Source organism: Paenibacillus sp. sptzw28 (assembly GCF_019550795.1).
In the GTDB taxonomy this organism is placed as follows: Bacteria; Bacillota; Bacilli; order Paenibacillales; family Paenibacillaceae; genus Paenibacillus_Z.
On the sequence record NZ_CP080545.1, the window covers coordinates 1,771,122 to 1,790,700 of the forward strand.

At 49.3% G+C, this 19,579-nt stretch carries 15 protein-coding genes; 8 read left to right on the forward strand and 7 right to left on the reverse strand.

Annotation, left to right across the window (positions count from 1 at the left end):
• Window positions 1-175: 175 nt before the first annotated feature.
• The 3 genes from KZ483_RS07995 to KZ483_RS08005 are packed head-to-tail and all read right to left on the reverse strand — an operon-like array spanning window position 176 to window position 3,946.
• A complete protein-coding gene (locus tag KZ483_RS07995; protein ID WP_220352133.1) occupies window positions 176-1,525 on the reverse strand; it encodes an AraC family transcriptional regulator in 1,350 nt (449 codons plus the stop codon).
• Window positions 1,503-2,954, reverse strand: a complete 1,452-nt coding sequence (locus KZ483_RS08000; RefSeq protein ID WP_220352134.1) for a sensor histidine kinase — start codon at window positions 2,952-2,954, stop codon at window positions 1,503-1,505. Before KZ483_RS08000 ends, KZ483_RS07995 begins: the two co-directional genes overlap by 23 nt.
• Window positions 2,951-3,946, reverse strand: a complete 996-nt coding sequence (locus tag KZ483_RS08005; RefSeq protein ID WP_220352135.1) for a substrate-binding domain-containing protein — start codon at window positions 3,944-3,946, stop codon at window positions 2,951-2,953. Before KZ483_RS08005 ends, KZ483_RS08000 begins: the two co-directional genes overlap by 4 nt.
• A gap of 281 nt (window positions 3,947-4,227) precedes the next feature.
• Here KZ483_RS08005 and KZ483_RS08010 point away from each other — a divergent pair, with 281 nt between their 5' ends.
• On the forward strand, window positions 4,228-6,642 hold the full coding sequence (locus KZ483_RS08010) for an OmpL47-type beta-barrel domain-containing protein (protein WP_220352136.1): 2,415 nt from the start codon (window positions 4,228-4,230) through the stop codon (window positions 6,640-6,642).
• A 96-nt stretch (window positions 6,643-6,738) separates the two neighbouring features.
• On the opposite strand, the gene KZ483_RS08015 is transcribed toward KZ483_RS08010, so the two are convergent.
• On the reverse strand, window positions 6,739-9,000 hold the full coding sequence (locus KZ483_RS08015) for a helix-turn-helix domain-containing protein (RefSeq protein ID WP_309568653.1): 2,262 nt from the start codon (window positions 8,998-9,000) through the stop codon (window positions 6,739-6,741).
• Between the two features lie 271 nt (window positions 9,001-9,271).
• Here KZ483_RS08015 and KZ483_RS08020 point away from each other — a divergent pair, with 271 nt between their 5' ends.
• The 4 genes from KZ483_RS08020 to KZ483_RS08035 are packed head-to-tail and all read left to right on the forward strand — an operon-like array spanning window position 9,272 to window position 13,827.
• On the forward strand, window positions 9,272-10,810 hold the full coding sequence (locus KZ483_RS08020; protein WP_220353327.1) for an extracellular solute-binding protein: 1,539 nt from the start codon (window positions 9,272-9,274) through the stop codon (window positions 10,808-10,810).
• Window positions 10,811-10,814: 4 nt separating this feature from the next.
• Entirely contained in the window at window positions 10,815-11,768 is a 954-nt protein-coding gene (locus KZ483_RS08025) for an ABC transporter permease (RefSeq protein ID WP_220352137.1), read from the forward strand.
• Window positions 11,769-11,788: 20 nt separating this feature from the next.
• On the forward strand, window positions 11,789-12,670 hold the full coding sequence (locus tag KZ483_RS08030) for a carbohydrate ABC transporter permease (protein WP_220352138.1): 882 nt from the start codon (window positions 11,789-11,791) through the stop codon (window positions 12,668-12,670).
• Window positions 12,671-12,708: 38 nt separating this feature from the next.
• The gene (locus tag KZ483_RS08035) at window positions 12,709-13,827 is read left to right on the forward strand and encodes a glycoside hydrolase family 88/105 protein (RefSeq protein ID WP_220352139.1); all 1,119 of its coding nucleotides are present in this window, start codon (window positions 12,709-12,711) and stop codon (window positions 13,825-13,827) included.
• A gap of 76 nt (window positions 13,828-13,903) precedes the next feature.
• Here the strand turns inward: KZ483_RS08035 and KZ483_RS08040 are convergent, their stop codons facing one another.
• Window positions 13,904-14,698 carry a GH12 family glycosyl hydrolase domain-containing protein gene (locus tag KZ483_RS08040; RefSeq protein ID WP_220352140.1) on the reverse strand — a complete coding sequence of 265 codons (795 nt, stop codon included), beginning with the start codon at window positions 14,696-14,698 and terminating at the stop codon, window positions 13,904-13,906.
• A 375-nt stretch (window positions 14,699-15,073) separates the two neighbouring features.
• Window positions 15,074-16,081, reverse strand: a complete 1,008-nt coding sequence (locus KZ483_RS08045) for an NADP-dependent oxidoreductase (protein WP_220353328.1) — start codon at window positions 16,079-16,081, stop codon at window positions 15,074-15,076.
• A 250-nt stretch (window positions 16,082-16,331) separates the two neighbouring features.
• Between KZ483_RS08045 and KZ483_RS08050 the strand changes: the two genes are divergently transcribed.
• The gene (locus KZ483_RS08050) at window positions 16,332-16,646 is read left to right on the forward strand and encodes a hypothetical protein (RefSeq protein ID WP_220352141.1); all 315 of its coding nucleotides are present in this window, start codon (window positions 16,332-16,334) and stop codon (window positions 16,644-16,646) included.
• A 167-nt stretch (window positions 16,647-16,813) separates the two neighbouring features.
• Here the strand turns inward: KZ483_RS08050 and KZ483_RS08055 are convergent, their stop codons facing one another.
• Window positions 16,814-17,533 (reverse strand): peptidylprolyl isomerase, encoded by a 720-nt coding sequence (locus tag KZ483_RS08055; RefSeq protein ID WP_220352142.1) that lies wholly within the window; start codon window positions 17,531-17,533, stop codon window positions 16,814-16,816.
• A 602-nt stretch (window positions 17,534-18,135) separates the two neighbouring features.
• Between KZ483_RS08055 and KZ483_RS08060 the strand changes: the two genes are divergently transcribed.
• Window positions 18,136-18,729, forward strand: coding sequence for a hypothetical protein (locus KZ483_RS08060; protein WP_220352143.1), 594 nt, complete (start codon window positions 18,136-18,138; stop codon window positions 18,727-18,729).
• Between the two features lie 164 nt (window positions 18,730-18,893).
• The gene (locus tag KZ483_RS08065; RefSeq protein ID WP_220352144.1) at window positions 18,894-19,415 is read left to right on the forward strand and encodes an OmpL47-type beta-barrel domain-containing protein; all 522 of its coding nucleotides are present in this window, start codon (window positions 18,894-18,896) and stop codon (window positions 19,413-19,415) included.
• Window positions 19,416-19,579 lie beyond the last annotated feature (164 nt).

Sequence of the window (19,579 nt, forward strand, 5' to 3'; positions counted from 1 at the left end):
TATATCACGCGGTGGAAACGGTGAAGGGAACAATGACCTGCACTAATTCGTGTTGTTCCCGCATTTAAATCACTATACCGGTACCTACCCTCGAAGCGCAGCGAAACTAGCACATTCTTGGCATCCGAAACGCAAAAAAGTCCATGCCCGGTTAAGGCATAGACTTTTAGTTTGATTATTTTGTTTGACCGCCGCGGAACTCGGTCGGCGTGACGCCGGTCACTTTTTTGAATACCCGGCTGAAGTAATTGGGATCCTTATAACCAACCTCGTAGCAAACTTCCTTAAGACTGAGGTCTTCCGATGCCATTAGCTCTTTGGCTCTGTCAATCCGCAAACCGGTTACATAGTCGATGAACGTTTCGCCAACCTGCTGCTTGAACACCTTGCTGAAGTAATGCGGGTTAAGGTGGACGAATTCTGCAACCTCCTCGAGAGAGAGGTCTTCGGTAAACCTTCCCTGGATAAAACCCTTCGCCCTGTCAAGAACGGTTAAGGTTTGACGCTCTCGATCCTCCCTGATTCGCTGCAGCGCGGAGATGACGTAGGATTGGCGGGCTGTATCATCGTTTGCGGGATTGTGCCCCGTTTGCCTGGATGAATATCCATGCTCCTCGCGCCTTAGCTCATCGAAGAGGCATACCCGTCCGCTTTCCTCAAAATATGTGGATGCGAACACCGCTTCAAAGTATGATTTGCGCAGCCCTTCATAGCCGCTTCGGGCAGTGCCGATGCCTATGGAAACCGTCAAGCCCTGCTGCCGCCCGGTGAGAGCGCACAGCTTCTCCCCGAACTGCTTCATTTCCATTGTCCATGAATTATCGCGGATGCCCGGTGATTTGGTCATGAAAATTGCCATATGACGGTCGATCAGCGAGCTGACAACGGAGACTGAGTCTTGCGTCTTCGTAAAGCTCCTGATTATATCGTACATTCTCTTCTTATCCTGCGAATTTGCGAAATCCGGAAAAGCAACCACAATGGCGGCGCCCTGGTCGAGGGGGAAATCAAGCCATTCGGAAAGCTGCCCGGCATCGGCGTCCATTACTTGATCGACCATAAACATCAAGGCAAGCTCATTTTCCACCAGCGGCAGGAGCTGAGATACTTTATCCAGCAGCGAGAGCTCTTCCGCGCGTTTATTTTTCTCCCGGTCCAGCTCGTCCACAAGCTGCTTTAGAATCGTTACTACCTGCTCGCGACTGGCCGGTTTCACGATATATTCCTTCACGCCGAGCGAAAGCGCCTCCTTGGCATAGGCAAAATAATCATAGGCCGTCACCAGCACCATCTTCGTATCAGGAAGACGTTCTTTGATTTCCCGCAAGGCGGCGAGTCCTTGAATGCCGGGCATATTCACATCCATCATAATAATATGAGGACGAAATTCTTCCGCCCGTTCAATTGCTATCCGTCCGTTCTCGGCATGCAGCACCTCGAACGTATCCGGCATCATACGTTTAACGATCCATTCCAGCCCTTCCCGCTCCAGCGCCTCGTCATCAGCGATCAATAACCGGTACATAGTCAAGATCGTCCTCCTTAGTTTGGGGAATGCGTATCGTAACATTCGTTCCTTGTCCCGGCTTGCTCCGTATGCTTACAAGATCGCTGCGGCCGTAAAATAACTTCAGCCGCTTGAACACATTTCGGGTGCCAAGACCGGTAGAGTCCTTATCGGGCACTCCCGCTTCCAGCCGAAGCAGCGCCTGCAGCTTTTCCTCACTCATTCCGCTTCCGTTGTCGGATACGGTAATGCAAAGGCCGCCCTCGGGCTCTGATTTGATACTCAGACCGATTACCGCTCCCTCTTCCAATGCTTCAACGCCGTGCACGAACGCATTTTCCACCAGAGGCTGAAGCGTTAAAGCGGGGACAAGCGCTGTTAAGGCTGGCTCCTCAATATCCATCTCGAACCTCACTCTGTCGCGGAAGCGGGCCTGTTGAATCGTGAAATATTGCTTCACGTGTTCAAGCTCGTCCCGCAGCGTCACCGGCTGATCAAGGCTGCGCAAATTGTAACGCAATAGATTCGACATGGACACAATCAGATCGCTGGTCCTCTTGGACCCTTCAAGCAGCGCGAGCTTGGAGAGCGCATTCAATGTGTTAAACAGAAAATGGGGATTGATCTGGCTTTGCAGCGCTTGAAGCTCCAGCTCCTTAACCAGTCTGTCTTTCTCCAGATTTTCTTTATCTCTGGCGATGGATGCTTTAAGGTCGGCAAGCATCTGCTTGAAGGCGTTTGACAGGATACCAAGCTCGTCCGCAGAATGAAGCGGCGGAGGGTCAACCAGCAGATTGCCCCTGGAAATTTGCTTGGCCATTGTTACGAGACGGCTTACCGGACCTGTTACGCTGCGGGAAATCCAGACCGCAAGCACAATGCTGAGCAGCGTATTAATGACGAAGACAGCTGCGGCGAGCCGGTTCATCCGCTCGTTCTCAAGCTGGATTTGCTTATAAATCGGCTCATAAAAGCTCAATTCGGAGTCGACCAGACTTTGTCCGTCCTCTCGGATAAATCCGGTTGTTTTCTCGGCTTCCTCGTAATGGGCCAGAGCTGCGGCTTGTGACAGATCGTTCGCCGCTATGATAGCTGCTTGTTCCTGCTCCATCAGCGTATCCAGCATGTTTACGTAGCTGGTAAGCGCGGCAGGGTGAGGGGAGCTGCTCCTTTTCCCTGAAACAACCGTTTTCAGTTCGAGCAGCGACGCTTGCTTCCGCTTTAATTCAGACTTAGAATTGGCATCCCGGTTGATGAGGTAGCCATAGAGTGTCTGGAGGTTATCCTCCGCAGTCTGGGCGGTTTGCTTGTAAAGCAGGATGCGGTCCATCATCAAGCCATAGCTTTCCTGTACGACTTTCCCGCTCTGAAATAGAAAGAACGTGACCGAATTGACGAGCAGCACCAGCAGCGGTATAAACAATAGCAGCTTTGTCCGGATCGTCATGGCCGTTCCTCTCCCGTTCCGGTGCCGACCGCTGCAGCATCCAGCACCTTGGTTGAGGTATAATTCTCCGGCTGAAGCGGCTTACCCTGAAAGTAATAACTAAGCAGAGAGACCGCTTTATAGCCCATTTCACGGGGCTGCTGCACGATCGTTGATTTGATTTTATCATGGCGAATCCCTTCGATAGTTTCGGGCAGGTCGTCAAACGCAAAAATCCTTACATCCTGCCGATGCATGCGGGCCGCGGCTTCCATCAACCCCACGCCATCCAGGGTGCTGAAGCCTATCAAATAACGGATTTGCTTCTCTTTGTTCAGCATGTCTTCCGCTTCCCCTGAAGCTTGCAGAAGTGAAATATTGGATGCACGCACGCTGACCACATTAAGCTTTGGATAGTGACTGATCACACTGCGAAAACCTTCCAAACGAAGCTGTTGATTGGCAGCCTGCTTGCTGCCGACGAGTACCCCGATACCGCCAGGACTTCCCGCTGCAGCCTTGGCAACAAGTTTGCCCATCTGTTTGCCTGCTTCCAGATTGTCTGTACCCACGTAAGAGAGTCTTCGGCTCCCCGGTTCATCCGTGTCAACGGTAATAACGGGAATCCCCATGGAAACGGCTTTATTGATCAGTTCCCGGTACTGAGGATCGTTGATGCCCTGAACCAGAACCGCATCGGCTTTGGCCGCAATCGCTTTCGCCAGAAGCTTGATCTGTTCGGAGGCGTTGATACGCAAAGGCCCGTCGTACTGTAGGTCGAATTTGTACTTCCGGGAAGCCTCCAGCGCTCCCTGCTCAACGGATCTCCAGAACGGGTTGTCCAGTTCTTGGGAGATCAGTACGATATGACGGCCCGCTTCCTCTCCGGGGTCTGGCTCCAAGGAATGAACCAGCTCGCGGATGCGCAGCGAAGAGAAGAAAAATTGCAGCAGCAAACCGGCAAATATGACAAAAAGGATGAGTAAGCCCAAGTACCATTTTCGATTAGACATTGTGCCTCTCCTTTAATGCTGTATGATATAAGGCTCATTATACAGAAATCATCAACTAAACCAAAGACAGCACCTCGTGAATATAAACGTAAATGTAAAAATAAAACTCGTCAAAAGGCTAAATTTAATGATATGAGTATATTTCAAAGTTTATCGATAAGGACAAGCTTGCTACAATGAAGCGGCAATCAGCACTCAAAAGGGGAGGTTTCATACAGTCGGTCCGCTATTTAGCTTAAAGGTTGGAAAATGAAACCAAACATAACAGGAGGTTTTAAAAAGTGACAAAGACGTTCAAGACCGCTAAAGTCCGATTGGCCATTGTATCAGTCATATGTTTAATCAGTTTGCTGGCTTCATCCATAAACGTCATTGGAGAACCCGAAGCGGCGCATGCCGAAGCGAGCTTCAGCTTCATTCATCCCGGGATGCTTTTCACGCAAGAGGATCTCGATGTAATGAAGACGAATGCAGCGGCGGGGAAATCGCCTTGGGCTGACGGGTTTAAAAGGATGCAGGCCAATCAATTGGCCTCTCTAAATTATACGCCGAAATTTCACAGCACTGTATATCGTAACGACGCCGTATACGGCAATCAAGGAAACGCCGACTTACAGTTCAGCGGCTCCGCCGCGCTGTTCGATGCCGTCCAGTGGTATGTCACCGGGAATCAGGCCTATGCCGATAAGGCGATTCAAATCTTGAACGGCTGGTCTAATACACTGACCTCCATTCAAGGGCGTGACCAGCAGCTTGCGGCAAGCTTGTACGGTTACAAATTGCTCAATGCGGCGGAAATCCTCCGTTACAGCGGCTCCGGCTGGTCCTCCGCCGATATGGACAAATTCACGAGCATGATGCGCAGCGTTTTCCTTCCTATTGTCAGCACCTGGGGATGGGTTAACGGAGGATGGGCCAACGGCAACTGGGATGCAGCGGATGCCTTATTCTACATGTGCTTCGGCATATGGTCGGATGATGAGGAGCTTTATAATGAAGGGGTCGAGTACTACAAACACGGTGAGGGCAACGGTTCTCTGACTCATTACATCCAGACAGATTACGGTCAAGCTCAAGAAAGCGGCCGGGATCAAGGGCACACCCAGGGTGGAATCGCTCTTCTCGCCATGTCCGCACAAGTCGGGTGGAATCAGCGTACCGTAAGCGCAAACGGAGCCGACATGTATTCATATCCGGACAATAGCTATTTGCTGCTGAAAGGGGTCGAATATACTGCCAAATACAATTTGGGCTATGACGTTCCTTATACACCGCTTCCGGGAGTTGGCTACGATAAGCCTTGGTGGCCGAACGAGGTCATTTCACCAATAGGGCGTGGAACATTTTCTGCGATTTATCAGCAAATATATAACTTCTACAAGTACGATATCGGCGTCCAGGATTCGGCTTTGGCCTATACGAAGCAAATTATCGACAGAACGAAGTTTGAAACGTTCACAAACGATCAGGTATCTTACGGCGAACTAGTATATGCGGCCGATCCTGATGGTTACGACTATAAGGCATCTCAATGGCGAACGACAACGGTTACGATCGGAAATACCGCCAAAGTGCTCAAATCACCGGGCACCGGCACATTAATAAACGTTGCGGACGGGACGAGTACTGTAAAAGCAAACGGCATGACCGCCGGATTGTCGAACGAATTCGAGATGCAGTACATGGGCGAATCGAACAATTTCGCATTCAAATCTCTGCTGAGCAATAAATATCTCACCGTTACCGCGAGCGGAGCTGTTGTTGCGAGCGGCGACACTGTCGGACCGGCCCAAACGTTCTTCCTCACCTACACAGGCAATTCGAACGGCACACTGAAATCGCTCGCGAATAACATGTATGTTTCGATGGATCCGACGACATTCGAATTGTCCGCCAACGCCGGATCTGTAGTAAATGATAATGGACGTTTCTATATTTATTATCCGATCGACCCGCCGGTTACAATGGCTGCTCTATCGCCGGCAGCTCCGGAAGGGCAGCAGGATTGGTATACACATCCGGTTACACTGACTTTGACCGCAAATGACTCTGTTCTGGATACGGCAAAAACCGAATACAGCATCGATGGTGGGGCAACATGGAACACCTACACCGGTCCGGTTACCTTCGACAAGGACGGACAGTACACCGTAGTGTACGGTTCGTCGGATGTCGGAGGGGGGGTGGAGCTGCCGAAAACCGTCTCATTCAAGCTCGACATCGCGCCTGTCATCAATGTTACATCGCCAGGTGCTGCCATTTATATGGACTCGGATGTGTTGAAGCCGCAGTTCACCGTAACCGATGATACGTACGGCGACGGCCAAATCGCCGTAACTGCGCTTTTAGACGGCAGTCCGGTTCAAGCAGGATCGGAAATTCCTCTTTACAGCCTGACGCTGGGTAAGCATACCTTTACGGTTACCGCAACGAATCCTACCGGCAGCAGCTTGACGAAATCAGTGGACTTCGAGGTGGCCACGAGCATAGCTGCGCTGAAGGCATTGGTGCAAGGCTTTGCGGCAAACGGCTTGATCGACAATCGAGATATTGCGGGCAGCCTGATCGAGAAATTAGAGTTAAACCAATTAACCGATTTTATCAACCTGGTCAAAGCGCAAAGCGGCAAGCACATTGACAAATCAGCGGCAGGATACCTGCTTCGCGACGCACAAGCGATTATGCAGGATAAATAATTTTGTTTATGTCAGGGGCTGTCCGAAGTGGAAATACTACTCCCGGACAGCCCCTTTCTTAAATACTCTATATTAATCTGTAACCCCACCCAGGGTTCATTTGCTTCCGTACATTTTCCGGTACTGCCCCGGGGTCATATTCTCCTGCTTGCGGAAGAAGCGGATGAAGTTCTGCGGATTCGTATACGCAAGGCTTTCCGCTATTTCCTTAACCGGCATATCCGTATCAACGAGCCATTTCTTTGCCATTTCGAACCGGTACTGGGACAGATATTCACTGAATGACATGTCGGTTTCTTTCTTAAAGATGCTGCTCAGATAAAAGACATTGTAATGGAGCCGCAAGGCGCACTCTTCCAATGTGAGGTCCGTGTTGTATTCCTTCTGGATGATCTCGATAATTTTCCCTGACAGGTTGTGGTACTGAGACTCCTGGCGATCGCGGAATACCTGAATCATGGGATGAATCAACCGCGATTTGAACCAGTGCCCGATTTCGGAGCTTACATAGAGATGCATCAGCTCTTCGTACAAGGAGCTTTCATGAATATTCAACTGATCAGGCGCAATGCTTGCCTCCTGGCTGACAATCATAAGATCGTTCAATAATCGGATCAGTGAGGTCTGATACTCCTGGGGCGAGCGCTCCTTCTGAAATACTTCTTCCAGCCACTGCTTTAATAATTCGTCCGCACGCGCTTCGTCCGCAAGCTTTATTGCATCGAACAATTCGTTCTGGACCTGCTTCGGGTAGAAATACACTCGCGTGTGTTTCCCGGAATTCAGGCTGAAATAAGGGACGATTACACCTTTCCCCAGCTTCAGTCTTTGTTTCAAAGCCTCCAGACCTTCTTTATATGCCCGCGGCGCTTTATGCACGTCCTTGAAAGGCAGGCTGATTCCGATGCTCACGTCCAGGTCGAGATAGGAGCGCATGTTTTGTTGTATATCCTCGGTAAGCTTATAAACGTAATCGTTAAACGCTTCCAAAGTTCGGCTGCCGCATCCTACCATCGTCACCTGTGTCTGATCGATGATTACGGGAGGGAGCCGGTCGGATGGAGGTATCATTTCTTCTATCATGTTATTAATGGCGAATAGGAGCAGATCCGCATCTTCCGGCTCGTAACGCGTCTCCTCCAAAATGTCAATTTGAAGCGTTATCACCGCAAGATGCTCCCATCCCGCTATATGACCGCTATAGCCGAAAAAAGCCAATTTCTCGTTCGTTTCGACCGGATTTATATTCCCCTGATACCATTTATGCAGGAAAAAAGCGCGAACCTGCTGGCTGTTCTGATGCAGCTCATGCCGCAAATTGGCGTTGGATGCAAATAAATCACGGATATGCTCATCGATAATCTGCAGCTCATTCTTGCTTCGTCCTGCCTCGGGCAGTCGCTCTGTTATACCCTGAAAAATCTTCCGGATAGGGCTGTAAACGCGGCGGCTTCCAAGCCAAACGAACAGGACGGACAGCGCGATGATAAGCAAGCTGACGTACAGCGTAAACCAGCCGATCGACTTGGATTCTTTCGTAATTGCCGCAATTTCCGTAAAAGAAACGTAAATCCATCCGTTGAAGCCGGAGCGCACATAGGTGACCGTCACCGGCTGCTCCCCCGATTCCGTCTCGAACTGGCCGGAGGGAGCGTTGAAACGTCGCAGATCAGACGGTTTGACATAATTCGCATCTGCCAGTGACTTCCCGATTTTGTTCTGATCGGGGTGAACGATAACCCGGTAGTCCTTATCGAGCACCATAACCTTGCGCGAAGCGGTCTCCTTGTCCATCATGGCCGCTAATTTGCAGCTGGGAATCGTGGCTAATGCAAGTCCCCGTTTGGACGTCGTATGGAGAGGCATCTTCTTTACGAGCGCGATCGTATATTTGCAGCCGTAGCTTTGTGTTTCGCTGGACCCGAGATCGTCCGTGCCGAGCAGCACCCAACTTGTGCTGTTCGGCAATTGCGCCAATTGGAGAAGCGTATTTTTGGCCTCATTCTCACTGAATTTGTATAACCCGCGATTATTAATCAGCCAGTTGGAAGCAGTGTTGGCAAGAATAACATCCGTAACCTTGGTATCGGGGGATTGAAGAAGACTAAGCTCTAACTTTAAGTTATTATAAAGTTGGAAATCGTAATACGTTAATGGATGATAAAGCGCTTCCTGAACTAAATTTGAATTAATGACATAATTGAGCGTATAGTCGACTGTTCTTAGCACCTGCTCCATATTGCCGTTCATCTGGTCCATCAGATGGACATTGCTCTCATTCACATGATGTTGAATCGATTTGGAAGATTTCATGTAAGAGAAAAACCCCAGCGCCAGAAGCGGGATTATGCTTGCCATGCATCCGAATATAACCATTTTTCTGTAAAAGCTGAGTTTGTGCATCATACTCCGCCTTTCTATCCCAGCGTGTACTATATATTCTAAAGATTATGTCTGGGTGGAGCAATAATCAATTTATAAAAAATAATCCTTCTATTTGATACATTGCCGGAGCGCCTGAGGAAACCAGCCCAAATCTATGGATTATGGACGTAATCGGTGGGCCGGGTTATGCTGGGCCCATCAAGTGCAAAAATCATTCATAAACACGGAGGTCTTGAAAATGAGCATGAAAAGTAGAAAGAAAAGGGTCCATTTATTACTTACCGGATTGACAACGCTTGCATTGTTAGCCGGGTGCGGCGGTAACGCCGGCAATGGCGGTACAGGTGCGGCGGGTTCCGAAAATGCGGGCCAGGCGGACGGCACCGACAGCTCGAAAAAAGGCCCCGTCAAAATTACGATGATCGCAACGCTCCATACTCCTGAAGTGCCTTCCGATAAGATAGAGAAGCTGCTGGAGGAAAAAACGAATACCGAGCTGGACATTCAATGGGTTCCTCAAGGCAGCTATGACGATAAGGTGAACGCCTCTTTCGCGACAGGCACTCTGCCGATGGCGGTTAACACAGGGCTCATTTTCTTCCGGGATGCGATCCGGAACGGACAGTTCTGGGAGATAGGACCTTATCTTGAGCAGTTTCCCAATTTGAAAAATTTGAAGCCCGAAGTTCTCAAAAACACATCAGTCGACGGTAAAATATATTCGCTGTATCAAGAGCGGCCATTGTCTCGCCAAGGCGTTATTTACCGTAAGGACTGGGCAGACAATCTCGGACTTCAGGCGCCGAAGACGATCGATGATATCTACAACATGGCCAAGCTGTTTACGGAGAAGGACCCCGATAAGAACGGTGCAAACGATACGATTGGCCTGGCTGACCGTAACGATATGATTTACGGTGCGTTCAAAACCGTCAGCTCATACTTCGGGACTCCGAACGGCTGGGGCGAGCAGGATGGCAAGCTGATGCCGGAATTCATGTTCCCTGAATATATGGACACGATGAAATTCATCCAGAAGCTTCATAAGGAAGGTCTTATCAACAAGGATTTCCCGGTTACGAGCAAGACGGATCAGCGCAATCTGTTTATTTCCGGAAAAGCCGGCCTATATATCGGATCCTTGCCGGATGTGGTGGGATTGCTGGAAAAGGCTGTAGAAATTAATCCGAATGCGAAGATGGATGTTCAAAATCGGATTGAAGGTCCTAAAGGGGTTGGGATATGGTCCATTCCCGGATACGCCGCTGTTGTTCTGTTCCCTAAGTCCTCGGTGAAATCCGAAGAGCAGCTCAAAGACGTTCTTGCCTTCTACGATAAATTGATGAGCCCCGAGTTGGCAAATTTAATGCAGTACGGAATCGAGGGTGAGCACTATACAATTAAAGACGGCAAGGTAATCCCTTCCACAGATACGAAGCTGACCGAACGCGAAGTGAAGCCATACGCAGCGGTAGCTATAGGGGGACCCAGAACAATTCAAATGTTGGAATCTAACTACTCTACTCCGGAGAAAGCAAAAGCGGAAGAGCTTGTCAAGGATAACGATAACATTCTGATTAACGATCCTACTGCACCGCTGGACTCCAAGACATTCAACGAGCAGGGCACCCGTCTTCAAGAGATTATTAAAGACGCCACGTATCAATTTATGCTGAGCAGCATCGATGAAGCCGGCTTCAAAGCGCAAGTCGACAGATGGCTTAAGGAAGGCGGTCAACAAATCATAGACGAATACAACGCTTCTTACCAGAAGGGAAACTAGCGTTATGAATGATACTGCCATAACAAGCTCGGTATCTGTGCCGGGAAAACGCGATTCGTCGCTTATGAGGAGAATTGCCAAGAACCGGTCCATCTACCTGATGATTCTGCCGGGCTTCCTGTACTTTGCCATCTTCAAATATATTCCCATGTCAGGTCTGGTAATTGCACTTCAGGATTACCAGCCCTATCTAGGGATTACAGGCAGCCCTTGGGTCGGTTTAAAGCATTTTGAGCGGCTGTTCAACGACCCGATGTTTTTCACAATATTACGCAACACGCTCTTTCTATTCACGATGAACCTGGTCATTTATTTCCCTGTGCCGATTTTGATCGCGGTAATGCTTAATGAAGTGCGGCACCACCTGTTCAAGCGTTTTGTACAGACGCTGATCTATATTCCGCATTTTATGTCTTGGGTCATTATCGTTTCCATTTCGTTTGTTATGCTGTCGATGGACCGTGGCCTGATCAACGAAGTTTTCTCCATGATGGGCTTGGAGAAAATCAATTTTCTCATGAGCAACGAATGGTTCAGGCCTATGTACATTTTGCAAGTCATTTGGAGAGAGGCCGGCTGGGGAACAATTATTTATTTGGCGGCGATGGCGGCCATTGATCCTCAGCTGTACGAAGCGTCCCGGATGGACGGAGCCAACCGGTTTCGCCAAATATGGCACATCACGCTTCCCTCGATCCGCAGTGTCATAGTCGTGCTGCTCATTCTGAAGATCGGAGATGTGCTGGAGCTTGGCTTCGAACATATTTTCCTTCTGCTCAATTCTATGAACCGGGAAGTGGCGGAAATCTTCGACACGTATGTGTATACGGCAGGCCTCAAGCAGGGACAATTCAGCTTCAGCACGGCTGTCGGGTTCTTCAAGTCGGTCGTCGGGCTGGTTCTGATCATGGCGGCCAACTGGCTCGCCAAGAAGGCGGGAGAAGAAGGCGTCTACTAACTGATAGAAGGTGAGATCCCATGCTTCAAGATAAATCTATTGGAAGCCGGTTGTTCGACGGTATAAATTATACATTTCTATTTCTTGTTTCTCTCGTTACTGTACTGCCTTTCATCAACGTTATCGCGGGTTCGTTTACAACCGTTACGGAGCTTGCGCAGAAACAATTTGTTTTCTTCCCGACGGTATGGTCGCTGGATGCTTACCGTTACATTTTCTCGACTAACGTCATCTTTAAATCGCTTGGCGTATCCATCAGTATCACATTGGTGGGAACGGTATTCAGTATGGTCTTGACGGCTCTAATGGCGTACGGGCTTTCCCGGAAAGATCTGGTCGGCCGCAGTCCGATCATGTTTATGGTACTGTTCACGATGCTGTTCAGCGGCGGACTTATCCCGACGTTTCTGGTTGTCAAAAGCATGGGCTTGGTCGACAGCTATGCAGCGCTCATCATTCCAAATGCTATTAATGCGTTCAACCTGATCATCATGCGGAACTTCTTCCAGAACATACCGGAAGGCCTGGAGGAATCGGCTAAAATCGACGGCTGCAGCAACTGGGGTATTCTGCTGCGGATCGTTATTCCGCTGTCCATGCCTGCGATCGCCACGATATCGCTGTTCTATGCGGTTACGTACTGGAACACATACTTTCAGGCGATCATCTATTTGAACGATCCGGCCAAGTGGCCGGTGCAGGTTATCCTGCGCCAAATTGTCATCCTGGCAAGCGGTTTGACGGCGGACACATCGGGGTTTGCCGACGACTTTGTCAGGCCGCCGGAGCAAACGGTTAAGATGGCTGTTATCGTCGTGGCGACGCTGCCGATTCTGCTTGTTTATCCTTTCCTGCAGAAGCATTTCGCGAAAGGCGCCCTGCTCGGTTCAATCAAAGGGTAGCTGTTTAATCGTCCGGACTTTTAAATCGGGAGGTAAATATGTTAACGACAACCTGGTCGCAGGCGGTGACGGATTCATTCATCCGTCGTTATCCGATTGCTGCGGACATGCCCCACCATAAGAAGCGAAGCTGGCAGTACGAGAACGGATGTATTTTTACTGCCTTGGAGCGGGTTTGGCGCATAACGGGCGATAAACGCTATTTCGACTATATTAAGTCCAATATGGACCTGTTTATACGTCCCGACGGCTCAATCGCAACCTACGAGCTGAACGAATACAACGTCGATCAGATCAATCAGGGCAAATCGTTGTTTGTTTTGTTCGAGCAAACGGGTGAAGAGAAATATCGTAAAGCGCTCGAACGTCTTATAGCCCAACTGAAAGGACATCCCCGGACAAGCGAAGGCGGGCTGTGGCATAAGAAGATCTATCCGTTCCAAATGTGGCTCGACGGCGTTTATATGACCGCTCCGCTCATGGCCGCTTATGCCGGAATGTTCGATGAGCCCGAATGGTTCGACGAAGCGGCCAATGAAATACTGCTGATGGAGAAGCGGGCGCGCGATCCGTTGACCGGATTGCTCTATCATGGCTGGGACGAAAGCAAGGAGCAGCAGTGGGCCAATCCGGTGACTGGATGTTCACCTCATTTCTGGAGCCGGGCGATCGGTTGGTACATGATGGCGGTTGTCGATGTTCTTGACTTCCTGCCGGAAGGGCACCCGAAACGCGGACAAATTGTCGGTATTTTCTACCGGCTCTCGAAGGCGATCGTGCGGATGCAGGACGATGAGTCCGGGCTGTGGTACCAGGTAACCGACCAAGGCCGCCGTGCGGGGAACTACTTGGAGGCTTCCGGCTCTTCCATGTTTACCTATGCGCTGGCCAAGGGAGCGCGACTCGGTTATTTGGACGGCAGTTCACTTACAGCCGCCCGCAAAGGCCATCAAGGGCTGTTAGACCGTTGCTTGAAAACCGGTCCGGATGAAGCTTTGATCCTGAGTAACACCTGCAGCGTAGCGGGTCTGGGAGGGGATCCTTACCGGGACGGCTCCTATGCCTACTATATTAGCGAGCCAACCCGTGATGACGATCCGAAGGGCGTCGCTCCGTTTATTATGGCGTGCCTCGAGATCGAGGCAGAGAGTGAATAGGAATTATCTTAAGCAAAAGGGCAGCTAAACAGCTGTCCTTTTGCTGTTTTCAATGAACAATTTAGCAGTCAACGCTCTACTGAACGTTTACCGAATAGTTGGTGATGTTGAAATTGCCGCTGCCGGTGAAAATTTCTGATCCAAACTCTACGCTGCTGATAAACTTGGAATTGCTCATCCAATTTTTCGTATAGACCAAATAGTTGATGAAATCGCGGAAGTTCAAGCTGCTGCTGGACGTATTGCTCGTGCGGACGAAGGAGAATACGTTCCAGCCCGTCGTCGAAGAATCGGCCAGCCAGCCCTTATACACTCTCCAGGAAGCGCCTGCAATCGATACGGTTTCCATATAGGAGCCGAGCGGGCCGGCATTGGTATTGTTGAGCCACACCATGATTTCGTCGGTCGGCCTGGTGTTGTTGAGAGCATTGTTCGTATTATGAACCCAAATGTCGTAAGCGGCGTTGTACGTGCCGTTCGCACTAATGGAATAATTCACGGAAGCGTTGATGCTTTTGTTGTCCCAAATCCGGGCAGGGAAGCCGCTGCCGGCCGTATATCCATCGGTCCAATGCCAGCCGGAGACGATCGAGGGGTATGCCTTCACATCGTTCGGGTTCAAAGTTTTCCAATCCCACGACCAGCCCATATTCGTGCTGCTGTTGTAATAAATAGACTCCCACCATCCGGCGCCTGCTTTGTTGCTGCCCCACGTGTTATTGAAGATGTAGTACTTGTTGTTCCCCCAGTACAGCTTGGCGAAAGGGGTAGATGTGGATGCTGCATAGGCGATCGATCCGAATAACATGCTTAATGCGATTGCCATTACTACCAAACCTTTTTTCGATCCGAATAATTTTCTTAAAGACATTCTCGATACCTCCTTTTATTTAGCAGGAATCTGTCCATCCGCCTTATCCAAACGCGCTTCCGGCGCGTCTCTCTTTGCCTCGCTCTCTGCATCCCCTCCTTTCCGCACATCATGCAATGGTGGTATTAATTGGGCCTTTTTAACAATGATAACGCTTAAAGTAAATAAAATACCAGCTTTTCAATTTGATATATACCTCACGAATTTATATTCTTTTCATACAATAATCAGTTAAAACTCCGATAGTATAAGAGATGCTGATACGAGTACGCCTCCGAAGCGTATAACGATCGGCGAGAACCCAAAATAGACAAAGGAGTTTCCCGGCTGGAAACTCCTTTGTCCTCGTTGTTTAACGGTCAGTTTGTTCAGCACTCAATAGGAATGTGCGACTTTGACAATTGATTTGCCTATATTGTCCCCTTTAAATAGACCGATCAACGCTCGCGGAGCATTCTCTATACCTTCGATAATATGCTCGTGGCTGCGTAATTTGCCTTCCAGGTACCACTGAGTTAACCGGCTCAACGCTTCGCCGAACTTCGGCTCGTAGTCATGCATCATAAAGCCTTTCATCAATGCGCTTTTTTTCCATATTTCGAAAGGGAAGCTTGGCCCCTGAGCGTCCGGACTGCCGTTGTAACGGGATATTTGACCGCAGACGGCGATCCGGGCGTAACGGTTCAGAACTGTCACGACGTTGTCGGTAACGGTTCCGCCGACATTATCGAAATACACGTCGACTCCGTCCGGGCAAGCTTCCTGGAGACCGGCCCTGAAATCAGCTGCCGCTCTGTAGTTGACCACCGAATCGAATCCGACCTCATCGATCAGATACCGGGCCTTGCGATCCGATCCGGCGATACCTACGACCCTGCAGCCGTGCAGCTTGGCGATTTCCCCTGCTGCAGTTCCCACTGCGCCGGCTGCGCCCGATATGACGACGGTTTCCCCGGCGAGCGGCTTGCCGACCTCGAGCAAGCCTAAGTAAGCCGTTAAGCCGGTCGTGCCAAGTAAACCAAGTGCGGTAGAGTAGGGAGTTATTTCCGAATTTATTTTCTGCACATTATCACCGCTGGATAGCGCATATTCCTGCCATCCGAAGGGCCCTTTGACGATATCGCCAACCGCATAGCTTTCATGATTGGATTGGATGACTTGACCGACTGCCTCTCCGCCAAACACATTATTCAAAGGAGATATAGGTATTAATGGCGTAACTTCAGTCATAAAGAAACGAAGATAAGGATCCACGGAAAGATACAGGAGGCGAATCAGCAATTCACCTTCTCCCGTTTGTCTCAGCGGCTGCTTCACAATAGTAAAATTATCCTCGCTCGGCTCTCCGTCCGGACGATTGACAAGCACGATCTGACGATTCATTTCCACTATCAAAATCTCCCCTCCCACTTCAGTAACCGAATTAGTATCTGATCGATTGGTATCGTATCAAAATTCAGCACCGGCGGTCAAGAGTTTTTATTCAAATATCTTCCATTATTTCGATATGTCAACTCGGCTGCCCAAACCTACGCGCAGTTCCGCAAAGACGGCACTGTCCCTCCGGCCGATTTGCAGCTGTCGTTCAAAGAGAATGACCCGATGCTGGACTCGCTGGCCTCCGGCAAAGCCAATGCTGAAGGAAGCAACCGTAGGGTCCGCAAGCGCTGTCGAAGCGCTGCTTCCCGGGCAGCTGGTCGTGAGCAGCAATCCGATCGGTGCTGCCGGTGGAGGCTGGGCTCAGTCGACCATCTTTTTCTCCATAAGTGAGAAGTCCGCGAATAAAGAGCAAGCCAAGCAGTTTATTAAATGGTTTATTTCGAATAAGGAAGCAGGCAAAATATTAGGCACAACGCGGGGGATCCCGATTGATGAGGCGATCTTCAAGGACCTCGAGCCTACGCCCACTCCCGGCGAGCGTTTCGGCAAGGATTTGTTGGAAAATTAACAAGCGGTAAATTCAACGGCCATTAACAGAGACGGCAAGCACGTTTCGTTCGAACGTTTAAAAGTGACTGCTTTGAATACAGGATGAAAATAAAACGCCTCAATCTGTTCATTCCGCGAAAGCGGGGAACAGGTAGAGGCGTGATTTGTCTTGTTTCGTTACATTCCTTAAGGCGTAATCTTCTCCGGCTCCGGATAGTCTATACCCTTCGTATCAACGGTAACCTTCTTCATCTTGGGCGGATTCGTTGGCCTGTCCTGTGCGCCTCTTGGAACACTCACAATCGCGTCTACAGTGTCCATGCCTTTGATTACCTTGCCGAAAGCGGCGTATTCGCCGTCGAGACTCGGTGCATCAGCCACCATGATGAAAAATTGCGATCCAGCAGAGTTTAGATCCGAAGATCTGGCCATCGAAATAACACCACGCTGATGGAGCAAGAAATTCTGGAAGCCGTTGGATGTGAATTCTCCCTTGATGCTGTACCCGGGTCCTCCCGCTCCCGTGCCGTCCGGGTCGCCCCCCTGAATCATAAAGCCGGGAATAACGCGGTGAAAAATCAACCCCTCGTAGAAGCCCTTCTTTACGAGGGAGATGAAGTTGTTGACGGTGTTGGGCGCTATTTCCGGGTAAAGCTCGATCTCGATCGTTTTTCCGTCTTCCATTTCGATCGTGACATCGGGATTCTTGGTAGAAGCAGTGGCGCCGCTTGTCTTCCCGCTATCTGCGGGTTTTGGCGTGTTTGGAGTACCTTTGGCTCCGCATCCCGAGAGTACAACGAGCAGCGAGATGATCGAGACCAGCAGCAAACCCTTCAAAGCTGTTCCCTTCACTGCTTGTCCGATACCGGCTTGATGAGCATATCCACCGATGTCTTTCCGTTCCATCCGTTGTTTCCCCCATTTCAATATTTTCTATGCTAGTTTACCACAATTCATTCTACTGATCATTCATCTGCCCTCGTAAGAAGTATACAAAAGACAACGCTTATAGAAACATTCTCATAGAACCGAATATCAGCCGACTCTATAATCGAAGTAGAAGGAGAATCCATCCTGAATAGGTAAAAGGAGGTTATCGCTATCGAGAGCTTCAAAAAGCAAAAATCGCAGTTTCAATAAACGCTCGCGTTGGCCTCCAGTCACAGCTTGTCTGAAGCAGAGGCGACAATGTGGTTCAATTAAAGATGGGAGGTATAATGGTGAAAAAATATTTTTGTAACAGTATTGTTTATGTTGGCCCTATTCGTATTGGGGAGTACCGCCGCATACGCTTATGAAAAAATTCAGGTCGATTCCGTAGACGGAACGATCTGGGATTACAAGGATAGTAGCATTCTATTCCTGGATGCTAACCAGGCGCTTAAAATGAAAACCAAAGCTCTGGACAGATCACCACCATCGCCCATAGCAAGCTGCCTACCGTTGGTTTCCTGACCCCGAAAGGGGCTATTTTTCTCGCGAAAAGCGACGGAACGACTTCCACTGTATTGTACGATTGGCGTGACGGCAAATTAACCGATCTGGGACAAGTTGGCCCTACTCTAATCGTAAAGGGGAATTATGCCGTTTATAATGTCGGCTCGAATATCTATTTGCGGGATTTAACCACAGGTGAAAGCGAGGTTATAACGGATCAGGCAGATGAACGTGGGTATGATGTAGACAGTAAGGGATTAGTCAATGGCAGGGTGGTTTGGAGCAATAAGGAAGACCACCAAATCTATACCTATCTGGCCGGCGCAACGACTAAAATCACAAACAATACGGGGAAGCAGCATTTTTCGCCGATTACGGACGGGATAAATATTATTTATACCAGAACACCTGCGTCCGGCTATGGTGATGTCGAGACGATCGTCATTCATCAAGACGATGCGACGGGGAATTGGATGTCTGAAGTTGTACTGGGGACCTTCTCTACAGTAAGCTATCCTAATAAGGGCTACTCTGTAAATAATGGATATGTTGCCGGCTATATGAGTGGTGATAAACAAAGCTTGAAGCACTATGAGAACTACGGTACTCCCTACGAATATTTTCTCAACATCGGGGAACCGATCCGGTCCGGTCCTTTCAATTAAGTCAGAACGGCGACATTCTATTTACAACGGCGTCGTCCGATAAAGCCTATTTTGCAAATTCATACTATACCCCAACGCTGACTTCGATTAGCGCTGATGCAAAAGCTTTTTGGTTGGATGACTTTCGCTTTTTTGTCGCGGAGGGAGGTGTATTAAGTAAAGTCTTGATATCTTGGTACGACCATCAACCAGTCGCTGCATTGACGCCTAACCTTGGTTCAGCCTGGACGAACGTAACGGAATATACTTTGACGGTAACAGATGACGGGACAAATGTTAAGATGTACTGGCTTCTCACTTATAATAGTAGTGAAATGGAAAGAGGGGAAGGGACAGCAGTAAAAATCAGTCGGGATGGCCGTAACTTCCTTATGGTTCTCAGCAAGGATTCTGGCGGGCACGAGTCACATTACGGGTTCTATATCAATGTGGACACAACAGCACCGGTTACCACATACAAGGTCACGCCGGTATATGGCACGGATAAACCTGACAAGTACATCAAAGGGTATACCGTTACACTAAACGCTTCGGATCAGTTGTCGGGAGTTAAAGCCACGTTCTACCGGGTTAATGGCGGCACTTGGAGGAAGTACACGGCTCCAATCAACCTCCAGCCCGGCGGCAATACCAATCTGGAGTACTACAGCGAAGATAACGCAGGCAACAAAGAAGTTCATTCGTAATGTGACAAGGACGGCTCAGGCCGTCCTTTTCTTTTGGGTTTTGGCAGTGACAAATGCCAATAAGTATATAAAAGACAACGATTATAGAAACATTCTCATAGAACCGAATACCAGCCGACTCTATAATCGAAGAAGGAGGAGAATCCATCCTGAATAGGTAAAAG

Excerpts from the sequence above, each read along its gene's own strand:
- KZ483_RS07995 (WP_220352133.1), bottom strand. The coding sequence starts at position 1,525 with ATGTACCGGTTATTGATCGCTGATGACGAGGCGCTGGAGCGGGAAGGG.
- KZ483_RS08000 (WP_220352134.1), bottom strand. The coding sequence starts at position 2,954 with ATGACGATCCGGACAAAGCTGCTATTGTTTATACCGCTGCTGGTGCTG.
- KZ483_RS08005 (WP_220352135.1), bottom strand. The coding sequence starts at position 3,946 with ATGTCTAATCGAAAATGGTACTTGGGCTTACTCATCCTTTTTGTCATA.
- KZ483_RS08015 (WP_309568653.1), bottom strand. The coding sequence starts at position 9,000 with ATGGCAAGCATAATCCCGCTTCTGGCGCTGGGGTTTTTCTCTTACATG.
- KZ483_RS08020 (WP_220353327.1), top strand. The coding sequence starts at position 9,272 with ATGAAAAGTAGAAAGAAAAGGGTCCATTTATTACTTACCGGATTGACA.
- KZ483_RS08025 (WP_220352137.1), top strand. The coding sequence starts at position 10,815 with ATGAATGATACTGCCATAACAAGCTCGGTATCTGTGCCGGGAAAACGC.
- KZ483_RS08030 (WP_220352138.1), top strand. The coding sequence starts at position 11,789 with ATGCTTCAAGATAAATCTATTGGAAGCCGGTTGTTCGACGGTATAAAT.
- KZ483_RS08035 (WP_220352139.1), top strand. The coding sequence starts at position 12,709 with ATGTTAACGACAACCTGGTCGCAGGCGGTGACGGATTCATTCATCCGT.
- KZ483_RS08040 (WP_220352140.1), bottom strand. The coding sequence starts at position 14,698 with ATGTCTTTAAGAAAATTATTCGGATCGAAAAAAGGTTTGGTAGTAATG.
- KZ483_RS08045 (WP_220353328.1), bottom strand. The coding sequence starts at position 16,081 with ATGAATCGTCAGATCGTGCTTGTCAATCGTCCGGACGGAGAGCCGAGC.
- KZ483_RS08050 (WP_220352141.1), top strand. The coding sequence starts at position 16,332 with ATGCTGAAGGAAGCAACCGTAGGGTCCGCAAGCGCTGTCGAAGCGCTG.
- KZ483_RS08055 (WP_220352142.1), bottom strand. The coding sequence starts at position 17,533 with ATGGAACGGAAAGACATCGGTGGATATGCTCATCAAGCCGGTATCGGA.